This window comes from Shewanella glacialipiscicola (assembly GCF_023283485.1).
Taxonomy (GTDB): domain Bacteria; phylum Pseudomonadota; class Gammaproteobacteria; order Enterobacterales; family Shewanellaceae; genus Shewanella; species Shewanella glacialipiscicola.
In genome coordinates this window covers 141,549-164,293 of the sequence record NZ_JAKILU010000007.1, presented here as the reverse complement: position 1 = coordinate 164,293, position 22,745 = coordinate 141,549, and the positions used below count along the sequence as shown (strand labels likewise).

Below are 22,745 nucleotides of genomic sequence, written 5' to 3'. Positions count from 1 at the left end.
GGTCGTTAAGTTTGACAAACTTAACGAAAGGCCCAATTTTCTATAAATTAAATGCTAATACATTGACCTAAAAGCAATTAACTTATGCCTATCACCATAAAACGTTATTGACTGAGAAGATAAACACCGGAGATCTAGAGTAAGCCATTTAAGTTAACCGCTATAAGCTTTATAATGCTGCGCTATTATCCGTCGAGACGCTGCGCATGCAATTTGAAGATTTCCAGCTTGACCCTAGCTTATTAGAGTCGCTTAATGCCATGGGGCATCATTCACCCACCACTATTCAGCAAGAAACTATCCCTTATGCCTTAGAGCAAAGAGATATTCTGGCGCGCGCCCCGACAGGAACAGGTAAAACCGCGAGCTTTTTACTGCCTTCACTGCAGCATTTAATTGACTTCCCTCGTCGTTTTGCAGGGCAAGCTCGTATCCTAATCCTCACGCCAACCCGTGAGTTAGCCAGCCAAATTCATCGCTATGCATGTCACTTAGCCACAGGCCAAGATTTAGATATCGCGATTGTCACTGGCGGCGTGCCTTACGGACCACAGGAAGAGGCCTTAGCCGGCAACGTGGATATCCTAGTTGCGACCCCTGGACGTTTGATGGAATACCTCGACAAGGGTAATTTCAACGCTCAAGAAGTCGATATTCTAATTATCGACGAAGCTGACCGCATGTTGGATATGGGATTCTCTTCGGTTGTGCAAGCGATTGCGATTGAAGCCCAAGGCCGCAAACAGAATATGCTGTTCTCTGCCACCTTAGAAGGCGGCGGCGTACAACGTTTTGCCCGTGAAGTACTCAACGACCCGATTGAAATCGATGTTGAAGCCCCACGTAGCGAAAAAGCTAAAATTCACCAGTGGATCCACTTAGCTGATGATAAAGATCATAAGTTTGAACTGCTGTGTCATTTGCTGCGCCAAGAAGATGTTAAACGCACTATCGTATTTGTGAAAACGCGCGAGCTCGTTTCTAGCTTAGACGGTCTGTTACTCAAAGCTGGCATTCCCTGCGCCTTCATGCGTGGCGATATGGAGCAAAAGAAACGTTTCCAAGCCTTGAGCCGTTTTACTAAAGGTGAAGTTAACGTATTACTGGCGACCGACGTGGCTGCACGCGGTATTGATGTCGACGATATCACCCATGTAATCAACTTTGATATGCCGCGCTCTGCCGATACTTATATTCACCGTATTGGTCGTACTGGCCGTGCTGGCGCAAAAGGAACTGCCATTTCACTTGCCGAAGCCCACGACATGCGTATCGTAGGTAAAATCGAGCGTTATATCGAGCAGCCGTTGAAACGCCGTGTGATTGAAGAGCTGCGTCCAAAGAATAAAGAAGCGCGCACACCGGGTAAGAAAAAAGCCAAAGTGAAAGCGAAAGAAGCTGCAAAGAAAACCAGCAAGAAAGAAGCCGCTAAAAAAGCCAGTAAGATTGCTAGAAAAAAGAACAAGTAATTCATTTTTAGCTCTATAAAAAAGTCGCAATAGCGGCTTTTTTTATAGGCATTATTCCTAAAACAGTTAGTCACTTTTAAATTCTACAGATATTCCACATCATCAAAATAAACACGACAGTGAAACCAACCACAACCCCCTCCTAAAAATGATCTTTTATGGGCTTAATAAGATTTGCAAATAGACAATGAAAACACTTTTTGTTAACAAAAAACATACTCTAGCCTCTCACCACATTGATCTTACTGCCATCAATCAACGTACACAGCTAAGCATTAGATTTCACAATATTATTTTTAGACACATTTTATTTACAAAAATAAATTTATTGCCGTGGCCGACTCTGATACTTTAACCCCATTACGCGATTAGCATGGATGTAACGATCATATGATGAAGACCTTATTAAGGAGATTCTCTCCTTTTTTTATTCTGCTGCTGTTTGTCTTTGGCGCAGCCTTATTAATGCAAACGAAGGAGGCGCCAGAACAAAAAGCTGAAGAGATACCTGTTCCTATTGTCGATGTCCTGCAGGTGACTCAACAAACTGTATCACTCAATTTACCTTCTTACGGTGTGGTTACCCCTAAATATAAAACTCAATTGGTAACTGAAGTTCAAGGCAGATTACTGACCATTTCCCCTGACTTTGTTGCGGGTGGTATAGTCAAAAAAGGCGAACAATTAGCCCAAATCGAACCCTCTGATTACGAGGCCGACTTAATGCAGGCTGATGCCACTTTAGCTCAAGCCACTGCGGCACTGAACGAAGAAATTGCTCGCGGTGAAGTGGCTAAAATTGAATTTAAAGGCTATGACAAGGGCTTACCGCCTGAGTTAGGCCTACGTATTCCGCAGCTCAAAAAAGAACAAGCCAACGTAAAATATGCCCAAGCAGCACTGGCACGTGCCCAACGCAATCTTGAGCGCACTGTTATCCGCGCCCCCTTTGATGGCATCATCAAGGCAAGAAATGTCGATTTAGGTCAGTACGTTAGCTTAGGCACTAATCTAGGTGAGCTTTACGACACCAGTATTGCCGAAATCCGTTTGCCGATTTCAAATGATGATTTAGCTTACCTAGAGTCTGTTGATAATCCCGATACCGAAGTGACGCTTAGCGCCTCTCTAGCCGGAAAAAACAATAGCTGGCAAGGCAATATTGTCCGTAGCGAAGGTGTGATTGATGCAGAAAATCGCATGGTGTATTTAGTTGCTGAAATAAAAGATCCGTATTTACGCGCTAATAAAGTGGTCGGTAGCTTACCGCTCAAATACGGCGCTTTTGTTAATGCCATTATTAAAGGCCGCACTGTCGATGGCATAGTTAAATTACCACGCCATGTGGTCCGTAACGATCAAGTTGTGCTTGTGAATGATAAAAATATTGTTGAGATCCGCCATGTCAATGTCGTTCGTAGCGATCTTGAAAGTGTATTTATCAAGGACAGTTTAAAAACGGGTGAACGAGTGGCTACAACTCACTTTAACAATATGGCAAATGGCCAACTGGTCAAAGTATTAGGCGAAGCAGCACTACCCATTAATATGCAAACAGAAGACACGCCTGAATCGAGTCTTGCGGCCACTGAGGTTAAATGATGGACACTCAAACAGGGATTTTAGCGTGGTTCGCCCGCAACAGTGTGGCCGCTAACCTGCTAATGTGGGTGCTGTTAATCGGCGGCTTATTTAGTACGGTTTTAATCAATAAAGAGGTGTTCCCTTCTTTTGAACTCAATTTACTGAATATCTCCGTCGCTTATCCCGGCGCAGCACCACAGGAAATTGAAGAAGGCATTAACATCAAGATTGAAGAAGCCATCCAAGATATCAACGGCATCAAGAAGGTGACTTCTGTTGCTAGCGAAGGGGTAGGTTCAATCACGATAGAAGTCGAAGACGGTTACGAAGTACAAGCGGTACTCGATGAGGCCAAACTGAGATTAGATGCTATTTCTACTTTTCCAGTTAACATAGAAAAACCTAATATTTATCAGATTAAGCCCGAGAATAACGTTATTTGGGTCTCTGTCTATGGCGATATGACATTGCACGATATGAAAGAGTTGGCGAAATCGGTTCGTGACGATTTAACCCAGCTACCCGCCGTAACACGCGCCAAAGTCACTGGGGTGCGCGATTATGAAATCGCTATCGAAGTCTCTGAAGATAAGCTACGTGAATACGGTCTGACCTTCTCGCAGGTTGCATTGGCAGTACAAAACTCGTCTTTCGATTTGCCTGGAGGTTCAATTCGCGCCCAAGATGGCGATATCCTGCTGCGAACTAAGGGCCAAGCTTATACGGGCGATGACTTTGCCAATATCGTCGTGACCACTCGCCCCGACGGTAGCCGCGTAATGTTGCCACAAGTAGCAACCATCAAAGACGATTTTGAAGAACGCTTGGAATATACCCGCTTCAACGGTAAACCTGCGGCGATTATCGAAGTCACCAGCATTGACGACCAAAACGCCTTAGATATTGCAGACCAAGTTAAAAAATATGTTGAGAAACGCCGCGCTACGCTTCCCGCTAACGCACAGCTCGATACTTGGGGTGATATGACTCACTACCTAAAGGGCCGTTTAGACATGATGACGTCAAACATGTTTTACGGTGCCTTATTGGTGTTTATCATCCTAGCCCTATTTCTTGATCTGAAGTTAGCATTTTGGGTGATGATGGGGATACCCGTGTCGTTTCTTGGCACTATGCTGATTATGCCACTTGATCCTTTTTCAATGACCATTAACATGCTAACCCTGTTTGCCTTTATTTTAGTGCTCGGGATAGTGGTCGACGATGCTATTGTCATTGGTGAGAGCGCTTACACCGAAGTCGAACGCCACGGTCACTCGGTTGAAAACGTGATCCGCGGCGCGCAAAAAGTAGCAATGCCCGCTACCTTTGGCGTATTAACCACGATTGCCGCTTTTATCCCTATGTTGATCGTTTCTGGCCCGATGGGGATTATCTGGAAATCCATCGGTATGGTCGTCATTCTCTGTTTAGTGTTCTCATTGATTGAATCTAAGCTCATCCTGCCAGCGCATTTAGCGCATATGAAGTTTAAAAAGCCTGGCGCACCAAGGGGACTTTTTGGTCGCTTTAAAGCTAATTTCAACGACAGAGTGCAATACTTTATTCACCACAGTTATCGCCACTTTCTCGAGCGTTGTATCAAGCACAGATACAATGTCGTGGCTGTTTTTGTCGGGGTGTTGATTCTGTCAATAGCCCTAGTTGCCAGTGGTAAAGTACGTTGGGTATTCTTTCCTGATATTCCATCAGATTTTATTCAAGTTCAACTTGAAATGGATGAGGGCAGCTCAGAAGATAACACCTTAAAGGTGGTACAGAGCATAGAAGAAGCCCTGTATAAAATGAACGATAAAATGGAGCAAGATAACGGCTATCAAGTAGTGAAGCACAGCTTTATTAACATGAGTTCACGTACCTCTGCTTTTATTTTTGCAGAACTGACCAAAGGCGAAGACCGCGAAGTCGACGGCGTGACGATTGCTGCGGCGTGGCGTGAACAATTGCCCGAACTGTTATCGGTTAAAAAACTCAGCTTTAACGCGAGCACCAATGATGCCGGTGGCGATATTTCCTTCAGACTCACATCAAGCGATCTCGATGAACTGTCTGCGGCATCAAAAGAACTAAAGCAAAAACTCGCCAGTTATGAGGGCGTGTACGATATTGCCGATAACTTCTCCTCGGGCAGCCATGAAATTCGCCTGAAGATACGTCCAGAGGCGGAAGCCCTTGGTTTAACCCTTTCTGATTTAGCCCGCCAAGTACGTTATGGTTTTTATGGTTATGAAGCCCAACGTATTTTACGCAACAAAGAAGAAATCAAGGTAATGGTGCGCTATCCATTAGAGCAGCGTCGTACTGTGGGTTATCTGGAAAACATGCTGATCCGTACGCCAAAGGGCACGTCAGTTCCGTTCTCGACTGTGGCACAAATTGAGAAAGGTGAATCCTATGCCTCAATTACCCGTGTTGACGGTAAGCGAGCAATTACCATCACGGCAAATGCCAACAAAAACATCGTTGAACCTTCAAAAGTCGTACAGGAAATTCAACAAGATTACCTGCCACAATTACAAGCCAAGTATCCTAAAATTCAAACTGCGCTCGATGGCGGCAGTTTAGATGAACAGAATGCCATGGGCGGCTTGCTGCAAGGTTTCTTCTTTGCGCTGTTTACCATTTATGCCCTGATGGCTATCCCGCTAAAATCCTACAGCCAGCCGTTAATCATCATGTCGGTTATCCCTTTTGGGATTATTGGTGCCCTGTTTGGTCATTTGATTCAGGGGCTCGCGATGAGCGTATTAAGCCTTTGCGGCATCGTGGCGCTTGCTGGAGTTGTCGTAAACGACTCTTTGATTTTGGTCGATTTTGTGAACCGAGCGCGTGAGCAAGGCCAATCGGTCAGGCAGGCAGCGGTGGATTCAGGCTGTTATCGCTTTAGGGCGATTATTTTAACGTCACTCACGACTTTTGTCGGCCTAGTACCCATTATTCTCGAGCGCAGTTTACAGGCACAAATAGTGATCCCAATGGCAACCTCCCTCGCTTTTGGTATCTTATTCTCAACAGTGGTAACGCTGATATTAGTGCCGCTGCTGTACATCATACTCGACGATGTTAGCCGCGCTAGCAGCCGCTTTTTCAACTGGTGGTGGCGGCCTAAAAAGGCTGACTATGAGGATTTGAAGCACAAGGACTTTGAACACCCTGTTGCTGACTATCAAACAAGCGACCCCAAAGGCGACTAGTTGCTTGTTAGTTAATCGTTTATAAAAAGAGAGCTTTAGCTCTCTTTTTATCACCCACGCTGGTATCAACGTGTGCTGAGCATGAAGCCTGAGCTAACGCTAACCACTCAATGCCTTGCACTTTCAAGTTGCGATCTAGCAGACAGTTATGCCGTTACGCTTTCGCTACACTGTGGCTAAGTCGTCCGTTATCGTTAGAATGAAACCTTCGTTATGTCTGAGCAACTGCACACACCAAATATTGATAAACCAAACGTTGTTAGTACTGAGCCTCTCACAACTGCCCTCATCGACAGCCACATCAACGACGATGTTTGCACTGATGGAACCTGCGCAGCAGAAACCTTAGTTTATGATATTCGCCGTAGCCGCTACCTCAATATCACTGGTCGCTGCACGCTACGCTGCGCCTTTTGCCCCAAACATAATGGCAGTAAACAGATCCACGAATATCAATTGGCCTTAAGCCATCAACCTAAGCCTGAAGAAATTATTCCTTTATTAGGTGAGGCTAAAGACTTTGAGGAATATGTGTTTTGCGGCTATGGCGAGCCAACCTTAAATCTTCCCACCCTGCTCGCTGTGGCAAAAGAAATTAAGCAAAGAGGTGGACGAGTACGCATTAATACTGATGGTTTGGGCAATCTAGTGCATAGACGTAATATTCTGCCAGAACTTGCAGGCTGCGTAGACTGCTTATCGATTTCTCTCAATGCCGATAATGAAGCTGCCTATATTGAACATTGCCGCCCAAAAATCGCTGGCTCTTATGCTGCGGTGCATGCCTTTATTGCGTTAGCTCCACACTATATTGATACAGTACAAGTTTCAGCCATCGAGGGGTTAGCGGGGGTCGATATCGTTAGATGTCGGGAACAGGTTGAGAGCTATGGTTGCCAATTCAAGCATCGCGTATTAGGTGCTTTAGGCTAAATATAACAACTATACTTTGCGGTATCCGCGCCGTAATCGCCCCATAAAATCACCTTAATCTTGCAATTAAAACTTTACGCTGCAACAGACACTGTAGTAACAATTCTTTCGTGTTAACATAGTGTCATTAACAGATCACCTACACATAATCGGTTCATGCTGAAGAATAATCCAAGTACGTATCCCCTAGCGCCGCTGCTCTCATTAACCCAAGGGATCTACTGGTCGCATCAACGTTTATTGGCCGTGGCAAGCCAGCTTTCGATGCTGGTAATTGGCTCGATCATTTTGACCAACTTGATTATTACCTTAGGGGAGCGCCGTCTACAGGAAGAGTGGGCGACACAGAGATACAGTGAGCTGCAAACCATAGGCACGCTTGTCACCGACAAAGTCTCTTTTCAGCAATTTCGCACCTTAATTTTTGCCAATGATGAACGACTCAAACAATACTTAAGTAATCCCACCGCCAAACAGCAACGTGAACTACAACAACACTGGCAAGAACTGGTTCAAAACATTCCAGAGCTGCTCGGCGTGACGCTATACGATCCCCAAGGTAATTATAAATTCTCAACCGCCTCTAATTTCAGCAAAGATCCCCTATCGCCGACCTTACTTGGTGTGAGCCGCCAGATGGGCGGCAGAGAAGTCTATACTTCACCACTGGAGTTTGTCCCCATTGACGGCAAGCTAGAGGCCTATCAGTATCAAATGGCATGGCTAGAAAAGGCCGATCAGAGTTCTATGGGATACATAGTCACTTATAACTCTATGGAGCAAATGCTTGAGGCTATAAAACCAGCATTTTCGAGTAATCGCTCACCCATGTTGATGCTCGACACGCAAGGATTGCTCTACACAGGTGCCAGCAACTTAGCTCCTTTAAATAATATCCCCACCAGCTTAGGTGCAAGTTTAAAACAGAGCTATCCTGCCCTGTGGCGCGAAATGTCGATGAATAATTTTGGACAATTTCACGGTGAAGATGCCACGTTCGTCTACCTTAAACTTGAGCTTACCGCTCAACCAGAGACCCGCCGAGAGTACTATTTACTCTCTTATGTGCGTAACTCAGACATAGCGGCAAAGTTTTACCAATGGCAAAATATTGTCATCGCCGCCTCATTAATTCTCACTCTTTTAGCTGCTTGGGTGATATTACTCAGCCATATGTATCGCTTACAACAACGTTCCCGCCAATACAGTATCGATGTCGCTAATGGCTTATTTAATAGTGATATCGGCTTTATGATGGTCAACGAAAATGCTCGAGTGATTAGCGCCAATACCAAAGCCGCTGAAGCGACATTAGTTCCACTCGATGAACTGACTGACCGCAGCCTACAGCGAACGTTGTGCCTTGATGACAACAGATATGTCGAGTTAATGGAGTACGTAAATAAAATGGGGCAATGGTCAGGGGACATAAGCCTCGAGAGTATTAATGGCCCGACGCTACGGGTTCATGTGCGCCAAGCGCCAAGGGCGAGCCGAGGTTCACCGCATTTATTAATTACCCTTGAAGATATTAGCGAGCTCATCCAGAGTAAGCAGCAAGCCTTCATCAATGAGCTACTCTGCGATAGCAATGTCGCGATAGCGCTCACCGATGTAAATGGTAAATTGATTAAAATGAACCCCGCATTCGGTACCATGATGCAACTCAATGGGGATTTGAATCACGATTTAGCCACATTACTCGCCAACGATTTAGGCAATCAATGGCAAAGGATCAGCTCTCAAATCGCTATGCAAGGTCAGTGGCAAGGACAAATACTGTGCGCACCCAAGGAGCCGCGCTCCCATTGCTTACAAGCCACCTTAAAAGGCCATGTCGGAGCCGATGGTGAGATTGACTATATTGTGTGTACTTTAGAGCAAGCTGACGAGCGTGGCTTAAACAGGGAGAAGCGTGACCTGATACCACATCGCAGTGTAATACTGAAACGATTAGGCGATTTAGAAAACTACTTTACCTCGTTGCCGCCGCAAAGCCGCCTTAGTTCAAGTTTATTATTAATGGATATTAATCCTGAAGGTATGTTGAGTCATATGAGTGACATAGACCAACTGGCGAATCGGCAGCAAGAAGTGGAAGTACAATTACTACTTGAAACTCCAGCTCATTATCAAATCCTTCATTGGCAATTGGGCAAAATAGTCATGATGTTGCCAGACACGGATGCCACCCGTGCCCATAGTTTTGCGCTTAATATGATAGAAAAACTCTCTGGTAATGGCCTAAGTGAAGGTATCAGTATTGGTATCGCGGGTTATCAAGAAGGCCAAACATTAGAGCAATATCTTAATAATGCTGAAATTGCCCTAAGACGCGCTAAACAGAATAACGAGCAAAACATTGGTCAAGCTTTTACTCGTCATCAATAATTGATTCGGGAGCATTAACCGAGTCTGGCAATTCGCTCTGGGTAATTTCAATGATGGCCGAGCGGTTCATGGTAATTTTATAGCGAATATACTGCGGGGCTTCACGGCCCTCGCGTAACACTAAAATCAAGTTAACTTGATAGCGACGTTCAACCGATTCATGGCTAATTTTACCTTCAACTTCCTTATAAATCTTAGCTTTCCCTCGCTCTAAGTAACGGGCAAAAGGCACTAAACTAAAATTCACTTGCTCTTGGATAGTCGAATATCCCGCTTGGAACTCGCTATGATTCACCTTAGTGGCGATTTTATAATGCAGAATTTCCGCATCGACCTTATTTTGACTATGTCGGTGCTTTAGAATGTCGCTGACTTTATCAGGAAGATCTTGCTGACGCATAAACTCAAGCCAAACTAACTGCTTAGCTATGATTGCCTGACTGGTGGTATCACGCAAAATTCGGCTCCAGCGGGGTCTACCGCGCTGCACATATCGCCACATGGCATTACGTACATCGTCTTTGAAAATTTCCCTAAAGCCGTAAATCACCGCTAAGGTCAATACCAGTGCGATAGTAAAACCACTAAATGCACCTTGAGCCTGAATAATCAACGCCGATACCACTAACATCACCAATGCGGTCGCTAATCCTGTAGTGAACTTTTTAAGGCCAATACCTAAGGGTTTTAATTCCTCTTTAAGTACCACACCTTGTTGGATTAACCGTCGTAATAACAGCATCTTATTGGAGATTCTGTTCGGGTCTTGTTTGGTTTGCACTGAGTTATATTTGTGCTCATCCCGATAGGCACACTCATTACGACATAGGGTTAATACGCGTTCTTGAATATCATTGAAATCGCTGGTACGCGTGGCATGTGCGAGCACTTTCAGTAATTGCTGCTCACAAAACCAAGATAAGTAATTATCGGCGTTTTCAAAGTAGGATTTCCATTTAGGATCCTCTGGCTCGTTGCGGCGAAACTTTTTCAGTAACTGAACAACTTGTTCGCGCAGCTCATCAAGAGCGAAATAAAAATGGGTAACATCAGTGATTTGTTTAAGTTCTTTAACATCGTTTTCGACAGCGACGGCAAACTGGTAAGCAAATAAATTAAGGTATAACCTGAATTCTTCAATGGTACGACGATTCAAACTGGCAAAACGCCCCTGCACCAGAGGTAAATGTAAACCTTCCGAATAGTAGGAACGACGGCCGACAATCGAGCTGAAATAATACTCTTCTTCATCAAGCGTACGCGAGCCTATGCCCATTTCTTTGGGTAAAAAGAAATAGAGATCGAGCTGACGATTATCGCCCTTTTCCATCTGATGGCTGAACTTAATCGACAATGATTCTTCTTGCTTTATACGTATCTTAGACACAACATCCTTTTCATGAGTCTGCGTTAAAGGCGTAACTCATAACAATAAACGAGAATAAGTGAGCACTAATCTTAACTGAAATAAACTCAAATACACTGATTAAATTCGACTATTTACGATCCGGCAACCGCAAACCGTATTACTCGGTTCGAATAAAACCACCGCATAATCTTTAGTGTCATCCATATCAAGCACTTCGACACTCAGATTGTGTATTCCAGACGCATTGAAATGTAAGCTGCTGATGTATGAAAGATATTTCATATGCTCAGGCCAGTCTTTGTGCTTTTCAAGTTCAGACTCCGTTTTCGTCTGCACAGCCACCTGATAGGTCATGCTATTGGCTTCTATTTTTTCCACTTTACCTTGCATCGAAATAGTGCCCGCACTCGTGCCATCAACATTGAAGTAACGATAGTTAATCTGCGCATTATTAGCCGCAATCAGTACATCGACGAGCAAATAATATTTACCGTCAACATTGCCATGAGAATGGCGGTCGAATAATTCGGAGCTGCAATTCAAAATCAGCGTCCGATTTGTCATCGACTGCCAATAAATCACGCCACAAGCCGTAATCAATGCCGTTAAAATAACGAGATTAATCGTCCACTTTAGCCATCTAGCCACAGATATCGACCTCCCGCAGCCATGTCGCATCAATAAACTCCTTTGGCTGCGTAAAATCGCTGATCTTAATATTGCGGATCACCGACTGACCTAACTTTTCACCACGCAAAGTAATATTAAGCACTTGTTTGTCATGGGATAAAGAGCCATAAACATCTTTCCAATCACTTTGACCACAAGCCGTAAATCCCGCACTTAAACGCTCGCCTAGCTTAAAGAGTAAGAGGTTATTAGTATTAGAATTAGCATAGAGATGTAATCGAATATGTTGGCCAGAAGCTAACGGGATCTCAGAATGCATCAACGCTTGAGTCGGTTTACTATGATCAATCTGATATAGATAAAAAAATGAAACCGCTAACATAGCACCAAACAACACCAATACACTCCATAACGGGATTGTCTGTAGTCTGAGATAATTGACATATTTACGTTCTTTACCATTTAATGGTTGCAGTAAATAGCCTTGGCCTTTGACGGTTTCTATTAAGCCTTCATGCTGAGCGCCAAGAAAGGAGCGCAGCATAAACACGGCTCTGGCAACCGAGGTATCCGTTAGCGGCGGGTGCTGACCATCCCCCATCTTAAGCATATATTTAGAAACTAACTTACCTTGGTGTTCAACCAGTAAAGAGAGCACTTGTAATTCAGCCCGAGGAAGATGCCAAGATTCATCACGAGACAATTCAATCAATGTGCCTCGCTCTCGATCAAACCTGCAGTCTCCCAATTGCATAGTCATTCACTCAACTCCATAAAAACATAGAATTAAGTCTAGGTAAAATAGCGGATGATTAATGTGATCTTGTTAACCCAAGAGAGCAAATAGTTACGTTTCGTGAGTCAAGGCCCAAGCTCAAGACTAATCCGCCATAACCCGCTTTAGGTCACAATAACAAATCCCCCTTAGTACAGGGTTAATTACGCGTAAATTTACACAAATATTACAAATAATGAGATATGAGTTCGCAACCAATCTATTTAACACATAAAAGTATAAGGTTTTAGCCTGCAAAGCCTATGTATTTGAGCGTTTCTTCAAATATCTGAAAGGTCCATATCCTTTGGCCCAAATCACATCATTTATCGTCTGTGTCTCTAACATTCAAACCATAGAGATTTATCTTTACCAGCTAATAAATAAATAAAAAAGTAATTCTACATAGAGGACATAGATGATGAGTATTAATAGACGCCAAGCCTTAAGCCGCATTATCGGTATTAGCACGGTCGCCGCGGGTGCAACACTAATGGGAACCTCAGTTCTCGCAGCCACCAACGAAGAAGGACAATATTATTTAGCATTAGGAGAAAAGCTGAAATACGCGCCCATTGATCCCATGGCAACGGCAAAGCTTGCCTATGAAACAGGCGGAGGATGCATGCATCAAGTATTTCATGCTGTTATTACCATGCTGGCTCAATCGAGCAGTGTCGATGCCGCTAAATTTAAAACCATTCCGACGGCACTGGCAGCTTATGGTTTTGCAGGGGTAGCAGGTCAAGGCACTCTTTGCGGCAACCTCAATGCAATTGGCATGTTAGTGAATATCTTAGATGATATTAACGGCCAGAATAATGCTGTAATCGGTAACACCTTCCGCTACTACGAAAATACAACACTGCCATTAGCTTCAGCGGAGTTTGTCGCTGGCATAGGTTCTACAGCGGAAAAAACAGCGCTTGTTGTCAGCTCATCAAAGGCAAAAAGCGTGCTATGCCACTCATCAATTAGTAACTGGTCAAAGGCCTCTGGTCTGCCATTTGCCAAAAAAGGTGAACGTTGCTACCGCCTCTCCGCGTCGATGGCATATTACTTAGTTGATGTGTTAAACCGGGCTTACCAAGGCGAAAATATCGGCGGACTCGTTGGCAGTAAACCTTCACCGGATGCACAAGATTGCCAAACCTGCCATGGCAGTTCAAGCACCTTAGGCTCTGCAGCGAGTGTTAAAACAGATATGGAATGCACCACTTGCCATACCGGACACTTCAATTAAGGGGGCTGTAATGAAATACCCATTACTCGCAGTAACCTTAAGCATATTGTTGCTTAGCGGATGTGGCAGTGACGACAATACATCAGAGGAAGTCATCCCTCCGGTGCGCCCCTCACCGCCAGCGGTCAATAGTGTGAATATCGATGAGGCGATGCAAATCAACGTCGTTCTCAACCAGTTTGACCAACAGACGGGCACCATTCAATTTTCATTAACGGATGCCCAGCAAGCGGCCATTACAGCGGCAAAAGCCTATGATATTTATTATTTTGGCTTTCCCGATAGCGATAAAGCGTCTTCAAACCCTAAAGCATGGAAGCGCTGGCATACCACGCAAAGTTATCGTTGCCAAAACACAACGGAATGCGGCGGTAAGTTAACAGAAACAAAGACGGGACAATATCAATTTGAAATACCCGCTTTAGATTGGCAGCAACAAGATCCCAGCCATGCAGTTGCTCAAATCAAAGTCGCAATTCAGATTTATGGCGCTAAGGCGAATAACGAACTGAGCTTAATTGAAGCGCCATCAATCTAGGCGTTACTGCTCAGTTTAAGCAAAAGGCATCCATTGGATGCCTTTTTTGTTATTGATAAGAAACGTTAAAACATGGATGAATTTATCCATAGATGCACAAAAATACTCGCCACATAACCTAAGGCAATCACAGGTGTCCAACGTAAATGTGCACCAAAGGTGTATATGCCACGAGCCTGTCCCATCAAAGCCACACCTGCTGCACTGCCAATCGACAGTAAACTACCGCCGACACCAGCTGTCAGCGTGACTAATAACCACTGCCCTAACGGCATATCGGGATTCATGGTTAATACCGCAAACATCACCGGGATATTATCAACCACAGATGAGAGCAACCCTATCGCCACGTTGGCATAAGTGACATCCCAATGGGAGTACATAGCCTCGGAGACTAAACTCAGATAGCCCATAAAACCGAGGCCCCCCACACATAACACCACACCATAAAAGAACAACAGGGTGTCCCACTCGGCGCGAGAAATTCGACTGAACACATCAAATGGTACCACGCTGCCGAGTTGCTGCAGACGTAATGTATCTTGTATTAACTCAGCTTTTGCTCGCTCACGGGCAACGGAACTATTGAACGTTTTTCGCAGATAAAAACCAAAGAATTGCAGAAAACCTAATCCTGTCATCATACCCAGTACTGGCGGCATACCTAAAAAGGAATGAGCGCAAACGGCGGTAGCAATAGTCAGCAAAAATAGCGCTACGATGCGTTTTGCTCCTGGCTTAGTGTAAACCTGCTCCTTTGCTGGCTCAGGTACAAAATGAGGAACAAACAGGCTCATGATGGCGGCGGGTAGCACAAAATTCACTAAGGCTGGAATGAATAAGTGGAAAAAGTCGGTAAAATGTACCAATCCTTTTTGCCATACCATCAAGGTTGTGATGTCACCAAATGGACTAAATGCTCCCCCCGCATTGGCCGCGACCACGATGTTGATACAGGCGAGGGTTATAAACTTGCGCTGACCTGCACCCACTTTCATCACCACGGCGCACATCAATAAGGCGGTGGTCAGGTTGTCGGCGACAGGTGAGATAAAAAACGCCATAAATCCGGTTAGCCAAAATACGGTTCTCAAACTAAAACCACGACCGACAAGCCAACCACGAATGGCGTCAAATAGATTGCGCTCTTCCATCGCATTGATATACGTCATCGCCACCAGTAAAAAAAGCAATAACTCAGCGTATTCGAGTAAGTTATGTTTAAATGCCGCTTCAGACACTTCCGACATGCCATTTTGCACATACACAAAACCTATCATCCCCCAAATGATCCCCGCCGCGACCAATACCGGTTTCGATTTACGTAGGTGTAATGTTTCTTCGGCCATAACCAATACATAAGCGAGCACAAATATACATACCGCAATATAACCCACACTTGCACTGGTTAAATTAAGCCGTTCAACGTTTTCAGCCATTGCCCATGTCGCAGGTGAAAACAAGCTTGTCAGTATCGCCATACCGAATAAGCTCAGGAATGCTGTCCCACTATTTTTACATGCTCGTTGTAATTTCATCAAAGTTGATCTCTACCAAGATAATTAGTTAGAAAATTACCACAGCTATGCCAGCGTAAATGTTGATAAAACGCATACTTCTTATATTACTAGGTCGCTAGAAGGAGTTTAATAGATTAATTTTTGTATATATATCGTAGACGCTAATGCACGATTAACTAAATTACATTCGATTTAATCTAAAAAGAACCCACAAAAAAGCACCATCAAGGTGCTTTTTTGTTAAAACGGCAGCGCGGTATTAGAAAGAATATAACAAAGTCATATTTGTTTCTGTATCGGTACCTTTCTTATTGTCTAATGGCTCACTGTTATAACGCACGATAACGGCAAACTTCATCGCCAATGCGCCAATGATATTCGCGGTTAATGAGGTCTCCGAGCGGGCATCAAGCTTATCACCATAATCCGCAACAAAACGTTGTTGGAACTTAGAGGTATCGGTAATTTCGGTTTCGAAATTGATCACGCCGTGCGCGACCACACTATCATCAGTTTCATAACCTTCGATAAATGCTTGCTCGCTATCCAGACGCTGATAGATATAACCAGGACCAGCTTCAACATCTAAAAAAGTTTTACTGCTATCGTAAAGTCGATGACCATAACCAGTAGCACCAGATACTGTGTACTCATAACCCGTAAATGGGTCGACTTCGTAGTTAGCATTGGCAAACAGGTAGCTACGATCTGTCATCTTATAGTTGCCTTGAGCACCGACAAAATAACGCTTAGCCGTGACGGTCTCCGAATCCTCTTTGTATAAGCCTTCGAGTAAGTATTGGTTTTCCCAATCACCTAGCTCATGCTTCAGATTTAAACGCCCTTTGAATGATGAGGTTTCGGTGTTACCAGTCGTTAACGTAGCACCTAGTTCGGCTTCACCAGCAAATGTTCTATCGCCTTTAACAAAATCAGCACCGGCAGTTGCCATAAAAGGTGTTGTCAGTAATATCGCGGCGGTTAGTACTTTCTTCATCTTTATTCGTTCCCGTTATGTAAATCCAATCCCTATAAATATCTGTTTGGCCCAACATAGTTAGATAAGCACATATTAATAAGGGTTAGTATTTTCCTCTGAAAATCGCAGCGATATTAACATTTACGATTAAAAAATAAAAATTTCATCTATTTTAGCCATAAAAAAACCCGCCGCGGCGGGTTTCTATTGCAGCGATAACGCTTACATATTGATCTTTGGATCTAATGCACCAGATTGATACGCTTTATACATTGCTTGTAAAGACAATGGTTTAATCTTAGATGCTTGGCCGGCACAACCAAAAGCTTCATAGCGGATAGTACAAATATCAGCCATGGCTTCCATTGATGCTTTAAGGAATTTACGTGGATCAAATTCACTTGGGTTTTCAGCTAAAAACTTACGAACTGCACCCGTTGAGGCTAAGCGTAAGTCGGTATCGATATTTACCTTACGCACACCGTGCTTAATGCCTTCAACGATTTCTTCTAATGGCACACCGTAGGTTTCTGGGATCTGACCGCCATATTGATTGATGATTTTCAACCACTCTTGCGGCACTGAAGATGAACCGTGCATGACCAAATGTGTATTAGGAATACGAGCATGGATTTCTTTAATGCGATCGATGCGCAGCACCTCACCCGTAGGTTTACGGCTGAACTTATAAGCACCATGGCTAGTACCAATGGCAATCGCTAATGCATCAACATGGGTATCCGCCACAAAACGCGCGGCTTCGTCAGGGGTCGTTAGCATTTGGTCCATGCTTAGTGTACCCACTGCACCAATACCATCTTCTTCGCCCGCTTGACCTGTTTCTAGGCTACCTAAACAACCGATTTCACCTTCTACCGACACACCACAGGCATGGGCGAAAGCGACAGTGCGACGGGTAACATCGACGTTGTACTCATAAGAGGCGGGCGTTTTACCGTCAGCCATTAAAGAGCCGTCCATCATCACTGATGACATACCCAATTGAATAGAACGCTGACAGATATCAGGATCGGTACCGTGGTCTTGGTGAATACACACAGGAATATCTGGATACTGCTCAAGGGCAGCTGCCATCAAATATTTAAGGAACTGTGGGCGGGCATATTTACGCGCACCCGCTGAGGCTTGCACAATCACAGGGCTGTTTGTTGCTTCAGCAGATTGCATGATGGCACGCATCTGTTCTAAGTTATTAACGTTGAACGCAGGCACACCGTATCCATGTTCTGCTGCGTGATCAAGTAGTTGTCGTAGGGAAATTAACGCCATTTTGTAACTCCAATAATAGGGTGATATCTATCACCGAGGTCGCTATCGTTTGGATGGATTTTTATGCCCATATCCAGCTAATCACTTAGCTAAATACGAGCGGTTTTTTATAATTATGTTACTTTTTATGAAAGCTTTGATGTTATCAAAGCTTATCGCGGCGTCTTATGCGCCGCGTTTTTAAACCTATATCTTATGCGCCGCGCTTTTCTAACATCGCCACTGCGGGTAATTCTTTACCTTCGAGAAACTCAAGAAAAGCGCCGCCACCAGTAGAAATGTAAGATATTTTATCGGCAATGCCGTACTTATCAACTGCCGCTAACGTGTCACCACCGCCTGCAATAGAGAAAGCTTTTGAATCGGCAATAGCTTGTGCAATACGGCGAGTACCCTCACCAAATTGGTCAAATTCGAACACGCCAACGGGGCCATTCCATACTATAGTGCCCGCTGATTCAATGATTTTAGCCAGAGCTTCAGCGCTATCTGGACCAATATCAAAAATCATTTCACTGTCGCCAACATCACCCACTGCTTTCAACGTCGCTGTTGCTGTAGGGCTAAACTCGTTTGCCACCACCACATCAGTCGGTACTGGAATATCGGCGCCACGGCTTTTAGCATTGGCGACTAAACGTTTCGCTTCATCAAGTAAATCCGCTTCATAAAGTGATTTACCTACGTTATAACCTGCCGCCGCAATAAAAGTATTTGCAATACCGCCGCCAACCACTAACTGATCAACGATGCCAGATAAGCTTTCTAATACGGTTAACTTAGTCGACACTTTTGAGCCGCCAACGATTGCCACCATAGGGCGCGCTGGATTATCTAACGCTTTGCCTAAGGCATCCAATTCTTGTGCCAGTAATGGACCGGCACAGGCGATTGGGGCAAACATGCCCACGCCATGAGTCGATGCTTGCGCGCGATGAGCTGTACCAAAGGCGTCCATCACATAGACATCACACAGAGCGGCCATTTTTTGCGATAGCGCTTCGTTGTTCTTGCCTTCACCCACGTTAAAACGCACGTTTTCGAACACAACCACTTCACCGACAGCAACGTCGACGCCGTCTAAATAATCCGTCGCTAAACGCACTTTACAAGGCAGAGCTTTTGCCAAGTAATCAACCACAGGTTGCAGAGAGTATTCGGCATTGTATTCACCCTCAGTCGGGCGACCTAAATGCGACATCACCATCACAGCGGCGCCTTTAGCAAGGGCTAACTCGATAGTAGGTAAAGAGGCGCGCAGACGTGCATCACTGGTGACGACGCCGTTGCTAACGGGCACATTGAGATCTTCGCGAATAAGCACACGCTTACCTTGTAGATCTAAATCTGACATATTGATAATTGCCATGGTAACGCTTCCTTTTATAATCAAAAAACAAACTGGTTTCACACATGGCCGGTATCAGTTTACTGCCGCTAGGCGCTCGACATCCCGTCGAATTGGCATATAACTGAGTGACCCACCAGTGAATAATCTACTTTTTATCAGCTTCGCTTGGCCGCTATCATCACTAAACTGGTATCTAACATACGATTGGCAAAACCCCACTCGTTATCACACCAAAGCAGTAACTTCACCAGCTGACCGGCACTAACACGGGTTTGAGTGCCATCAACGATACTGGAGCGCGGATCATGGTTAAAATCACATGAAACTAAGGGCTCATCAGTATAGCCTAAAATGCCGTTAAATCGCCCATTGGCCGCTGACTCCAACACCTGATTAACCGTGGCTATATCGACAATTTTATCAAGGGTTACAGACAAATCGATCGCGGTCACGTTGATGGTGGGCACACGCACCGAAATAGCCTCAAACTTATCTTTCATGTGCGGCAAAATACGTTCAATACCGCGGGCAAGTTTAGTGTCTACAGGAATAATTGAGTGGCTCGCGGCGCGGGTTCGACGTAAATCATCATGGTAAGCATCAATCACTTGCTGGTCATTCATCGCGGAGTGGATCGTGGTAATTGCGCCACTTTTAACGCCAAAGTGATAATCGAGTACATCGATTACCGGCACAATACAGTTCGTTGTGCAAGAAGCGTTAGAGATAACGGTATGTTCCGCAGAAAGTAAATCGTGGTTGACGCCATACACAATCGTAGCATCGACATCGGCAGAGGATGGATGACTGATTAGCACTTGTTTAGCACCAGCATGAATATGGGCTTCGCAGCTTTGACGGTCGAGTAATACACCGGTGGCCTCATAGACTATGTCTATGTCCATTTCATGCCAAGGGAGTTTTGTGGGATCGGGCTCGTGCAGAATTTTAATCGCATCATCGCCAATCAACATGTGATCGTCAGCGAGCTTCACTTTGTGCGCAAACCGACCGTGAGTAGTGTCGTACTGGGTCAAGTGAATAATAGCTTCAGGTTTAGCGAGTTCGTTGATCGCGACAATCTGCATTTGCTGCCGCTTTCCTGACTCGTATAAAGCACGAAGAATAGAGCGACCGATACGGCCATAACCATTGATAGCAACTCGGATCATTGAGGTCTCTATTTCCTCTAAATACAAAAACGGCCTGCAAAAGATTGCAAGCCGTATTATACAGATTAACGCTTAAAAAGTTTAACCTTTTGTATTGAATCTAATCTCTTAAGCCATTAGCCCAGTGATTTTGCAGCATTCAGCACATTTTCAACAGTGAAACCAAAGTGATTAAGTAACACGTTACCTGGCGCTGACTCACCAAAAGTGGTCATACCTACAACTTTGCCTTCAAAACCAATGTACTTGTACCAGAAATCACTATGCGCCGCTTCAATCGCCACACGTTTAGTGACTGCTCGTGGTAATACTGATTCTTTATAAGCGGCATCTTGCTTATCAAACTCAGTAGTTGATGGCATAGAAACCACACGAACGTGCTTACCTTGTTCGGTTAATGCTGCAGCGGCATCCATTGCTAACTGTACTTCGCTACCCGTTGCAATCAAGATCAATTCTGGCGTACCAGCACAATCTTGCAGTACGTAACCACCTTTAGCCACATTAGCTAATTGTTCGCTAGTACGCGCTTGAGCTTTGAGGTTTTGACGGCTAAAGATAAGCGATGTTGGAGCATTGCGACGTTGAATAGCAGCTTTCCAAGAAACCGCTGTTTCTGCCGCGTCACATGGGCGCCATACGGCCATATTTGGCGTCATACGTAGGTTAGCTAATTGCTCAACGGGCTGATGCGTTGGGCCATCTTCACCTTGACCGATAGAGTCATGGGTATAAACGAAAATGTTTTGAATCCCCATCAGCGCTGACATACGGACTGCGTTACGGGCGTATTCCATGAACATCATGAAAGTTGCGCCGTAGTTGATGAAACCACCATGCAGCGATGCACCGTTCATAATGCCGCTCATGCCAAATTCACGCACACCGTAGTAGATGTAGTTACCGGCAGGATCGTCTTGAATACCTTTAGAACCTGACCATAGTGTCAAGTTAGAACCCGCTAAGTCAGCAGAGCCGCCTAACAGTTCAGGCAACATAGCACCGAAAGCACCAATGGCATTTTGTGAGGCTTTACGGCTCGCAATACCTTCAGCTTTGTCCTGTGATGCTTGAACAAAGGCTTGCGCTTTTTCTTCAAAATCAGCAGGTAACTCACCTTTTAGTACACGGCGATCGTATTCAGCAGCCAGTTCTGGATAGGCAATAGCGTAAGCCGCAAACTTCTCATTCCAAGCCGCTTCACGGGCAGCACCCGCAGCTTTAGCATCCCAACCCGCATAAACCTCGCTTGGGATTTCAAATGGGGCATGTGGCCAACCAAGGAACTCACGGGCGGCGGCAATTTCTGCATCGCCTAATGGTGCGCCGTGGCAATCGTGGCTGCCAGATTTGTTAGGTGAACCAAAACCAATAATGGTTTTGCAGCAAATCATAGTCGGTTTATCGGTAACCGCTTTAGCCGCTTCGATAGCAGCGCGGATAGCATCACTATCGTGACCGTCAACACCAGCAATGACATGCCAGCCGTAAGCTTCGAAACGCTTTGGCGTATCATCGGTGAACCAGCCTTCAACATGGCCATCGATAGAAATACCGTTGTCATCCCAAAATGCGACCAGTTTGCCTAAGCCTAAGGTACCGGCTAATGAACAGGCTTCGTGTGAAATACCTTCCATTAAACAGCCGTCGCCAAGGAAACAGTAAGTGTAGTGATCAACAATATCGTGACCATCACGGTTAAACTGTGCCGCTAAGGTTTTTTCTGCAATCGCCATACCGACAGCGTTACTGATGCCCGCACCGAGTGGACCCGTTGTGGTTTCAACACCTGGGGTGTAACCGTATTCTGGGTGACCCGGTGTTTTTGAATGCAATTGACGGAACTGTTTCAGTTCTTCAATCGGTAATTCATAACCACTCAGGTGTAGTAAAGAGTAGATCAGCATTGAACCGTGACCATTAGAAAGAACGAAACGGTCTCTATCTACCCATTTAGGATTGGTCGGGTTGTGCTTAAGGAAATCATTCCACAGCACTTCAGCAATATCTGCCATACCCATTGGGGCGCCGGGATGGCCTGAATTAGCTTTTTGAACTGCATCCATACTTAACGCACGGATTGCGTTTGCGAGTACTTTACGGGAAGACATGCTCTCTCCTGCTTGTTTGTGGGGTCTAGCGGGCAATTTGGATGCATATTTTCCCCTACATCCGAAGAGGACGCAAACGAAAATGCACGAAAGAATCTAAGTTTAACCGATCCAAAGGGCTCAGGTTGACGTATACGAATGGTGAAATACGCTAATTACCCAGCATTAACAGTAC

16 protein-coding genes are annotated in these 22,745 nt (G+C 44.8%); 7 read left to right on the top strand and 9 right to left on the bottom strand.

Annotated features, from left to right (window positions below):
- Positions 1-206: 206 nt before the first annotated feature.
- From srmB to L2717_RS08290, 5 genes are all read left to right on the top strand, one after another.
- A complete protein-coding gene (srmB, locus tag L2717_RS08310) occupies positions 207-1,469 on the top strand; it encodes an ATP-dependent RNA helicase SrmB (protein WP_220774169.1) in 1,263 nt (420 codons plus the stop codon).
- A 390-nt stretch (positions 1,470-1,859) separates the two neighbouring features.
- A complete protein-coding gene (locus L2717_RS08305; protein WP_220774506.1) occupies positions 1,860-3,071 on the top strand; it encodes an efflux RND transporter periplasmic adaptor subunit in 1,212 nt (403 codons plus the stop codon).
- A complete protein-coding gene (locus tag L2717_RS08300; RefSeq protein ID WP_220774512.1) occupies positions 3,071-6,268 on the top strand; it encodes an efflux RND transporter permease subunit in 3,198 nt (1,065 codons plus the stop codon). The genes L2717_RS08305 and L2717_RS08300 overlap by 1 nt, the downstream gene beginning before the upstream one ends.
- A 213-nt stretch (positions 6,269-6,481) precedes the next feature.
- On the top strand, positions 6,482-7,201 hold the full coding sequence (locus L2717_RS08295; protein ID WP_220774507.1) for a TatD family nuclease-associated radical SAM protein: 720 nt from the start codon (positions 6,482-6,484) through the stop codon (positions 7,199-7,201).
- Positions 7,202-7,357: 156 nt separating this feature from the next.
- On the top strand, positions 7,358-9,592 hold the full coding sequence (locus L2717_RS08290) for a PAS domain-containing protein (protein WP_220774508.1): 2,235 nt from the start codon (positions 7,358-7,360) through the stop codon (positions 9,590-9,592).
- On the opposite strand, the gene L2717_RS08285 is transcribed toward L2717_RS08290, so the two are convergent.
- From L2717_RS08285 to L2717_RS08275, 3 genes are all read right to left on the bottom strand, one after another.
- Positions 9,576-10,979 carry a hypothetical protein gene (locus L2717_RS08285; RefSeq protein WP_220774509.1) on the bottom strand — a complete coding sequence of 468 codons (1,404 nt, stop codon included), beginning with the start codon at positions 10,977-10,979 and terminating at the stop codon, positions 9,576-9,578. The two genes, L2717_RS08290 and L2717_RS08285, sit on opposite strands and share 17 nt — an antisense overlap.
- 99 nt (positions 10,980-11,078) lie before the next feature.
- The gene (locus tag L2717_RS08280) at positions 11,079-11,609 is read right to left on the bottom strand and encodes a hypothetical protein (protein ID WP_220774510.1); all 531 of its coding nucleotides are present in this window, start codon (positions 11,607-11,609) and stop codon (positions 11,079-11,081) included.
- Positions 11,602-12,351 (bottom strand): winged helix-turn-helix domain-containing protein, encoded by a 750-nt coding sequence (locus L2717_RS08275; RefSeq protein ID WP_220774511.1) that lies wholly within the window; start codon positions 12,349-12,351, stop codon positions 11,602-11,604. Before L2717_RS08275 ends, L2717_RS08280 begins: the two co-directional genes overlap by 8 nt.
- Before the next feature lie 436 nt (positions 12,352-12,787).
- Here L2717_RS08275 and L2717_RS08270 point away from each other — a divergent pair, with 436 nt between their 5' ends.
- Both L2717_RS08270 and L2717_RS08265 read left to right on the top strand, forming a co-directional pair.
- Positions 12,788-13,609: a cytochrome c3 family protein gene (locus L2717_RS08270; RefSeq protein WP_220774397.1), complete on the top strand. Its 822-nt coding sequence runs from the start codon at positions 12,788-12,790 to the stop codon at positions 13,607-13,609.
- Between the two features lie 10 nt (positions 13,610-13,619).
- Positions 13,620-14,147, top strand: a complete 528-nt coding sequence (locus L2717_RS08265; protein ID WP_220774396.1) for a hypothetical protein — start codon at positions 13,620-13,622, stop codon at positions 14,145-14,147.
- A gap of 65 nt (positions 14,148-14,212) precedes the next feature.
- Here the strand turns inward: L2717_RS08265 and nhaD are convergent, their stop codons facing one another.
- The 6 genes from nhaD to tkt all read right to left on the bottom strand — a co-directional run bounded on the left by nhaD (position 14,213) and on the right by tkt (position 22,570).
- Positions 14,213-15,685: a sodium:proton antiporter NhaD gene (nhaD, locus tag L2717_RS08260; protein WP_220774395.1), complete on the bottom strand. Its 1,473-nt coding sequence runs from the start codon at positions 15,683-15,685 to the stop codon at positions 14,213-14,215.
- A 241-nt stretch (positions 15,686-15,926) separates the two neighbouring features.
- On the bottom strand, positions 15,927-16,664 hold the full coding sequence (locus L2717_RS08255; RefSeq protein WP_220774394.1) for a DUF481 domain-containing protein: 738 nt from the start codon (positions 16,662-16,664) through the stop codon (positions 15,927-15,929).
- A 204-nt stretch (positions 16,665-16,868) separates the two neighbouring features.
- A complete protein-coding gene (gene fba / locus L2717_RS08250) occupies positions 16,869-17,936 on the bottom strand; it encodes a class II fructose-bisphosphate aldolase (protein WP_076497569.1) in 1,068 nt (355 codons plus the stop codon).
- Positions 17,937-18,129: 193 nt separating this feature from the next.
- Positions 18,130-19,305, bottom strand: coding sequence for a phosphoglycerate kinase (locus L2717_RS08245; protein WP_220774393.1), 1,176 nt, complete (start codon positions 19,303-19,305; stop codon positions 18,130-18,132).
- A 137-nt stretch (positions 19,306-19,442) separates the two neighbouring features.
- Positions 19,443-20,459, bottom strand: coding sequence for an erythrose-4-phosphate dehydrogenase (epd, locus tag L2717_RS08240; protein WP_220774392.1), 1,017 nt, complete (start codon positions 20,457-20,459; stop codon positions 19,443-19,445).
- 116 nt (positions 20,460-20,575) lie between these two features.
- A complete protein-coding gene (tkt, locus tag L2717_RS08235) occupies positions 20,576-22,570 on the bottom strand; it encodes a transketolase (RefSeq protein WP_220774391.1) in 1,995 nt (664 codons plus the stop codon).
- Between the last annotated feature and the right edge of the window lie 175 nt (positions 22,571-22,745).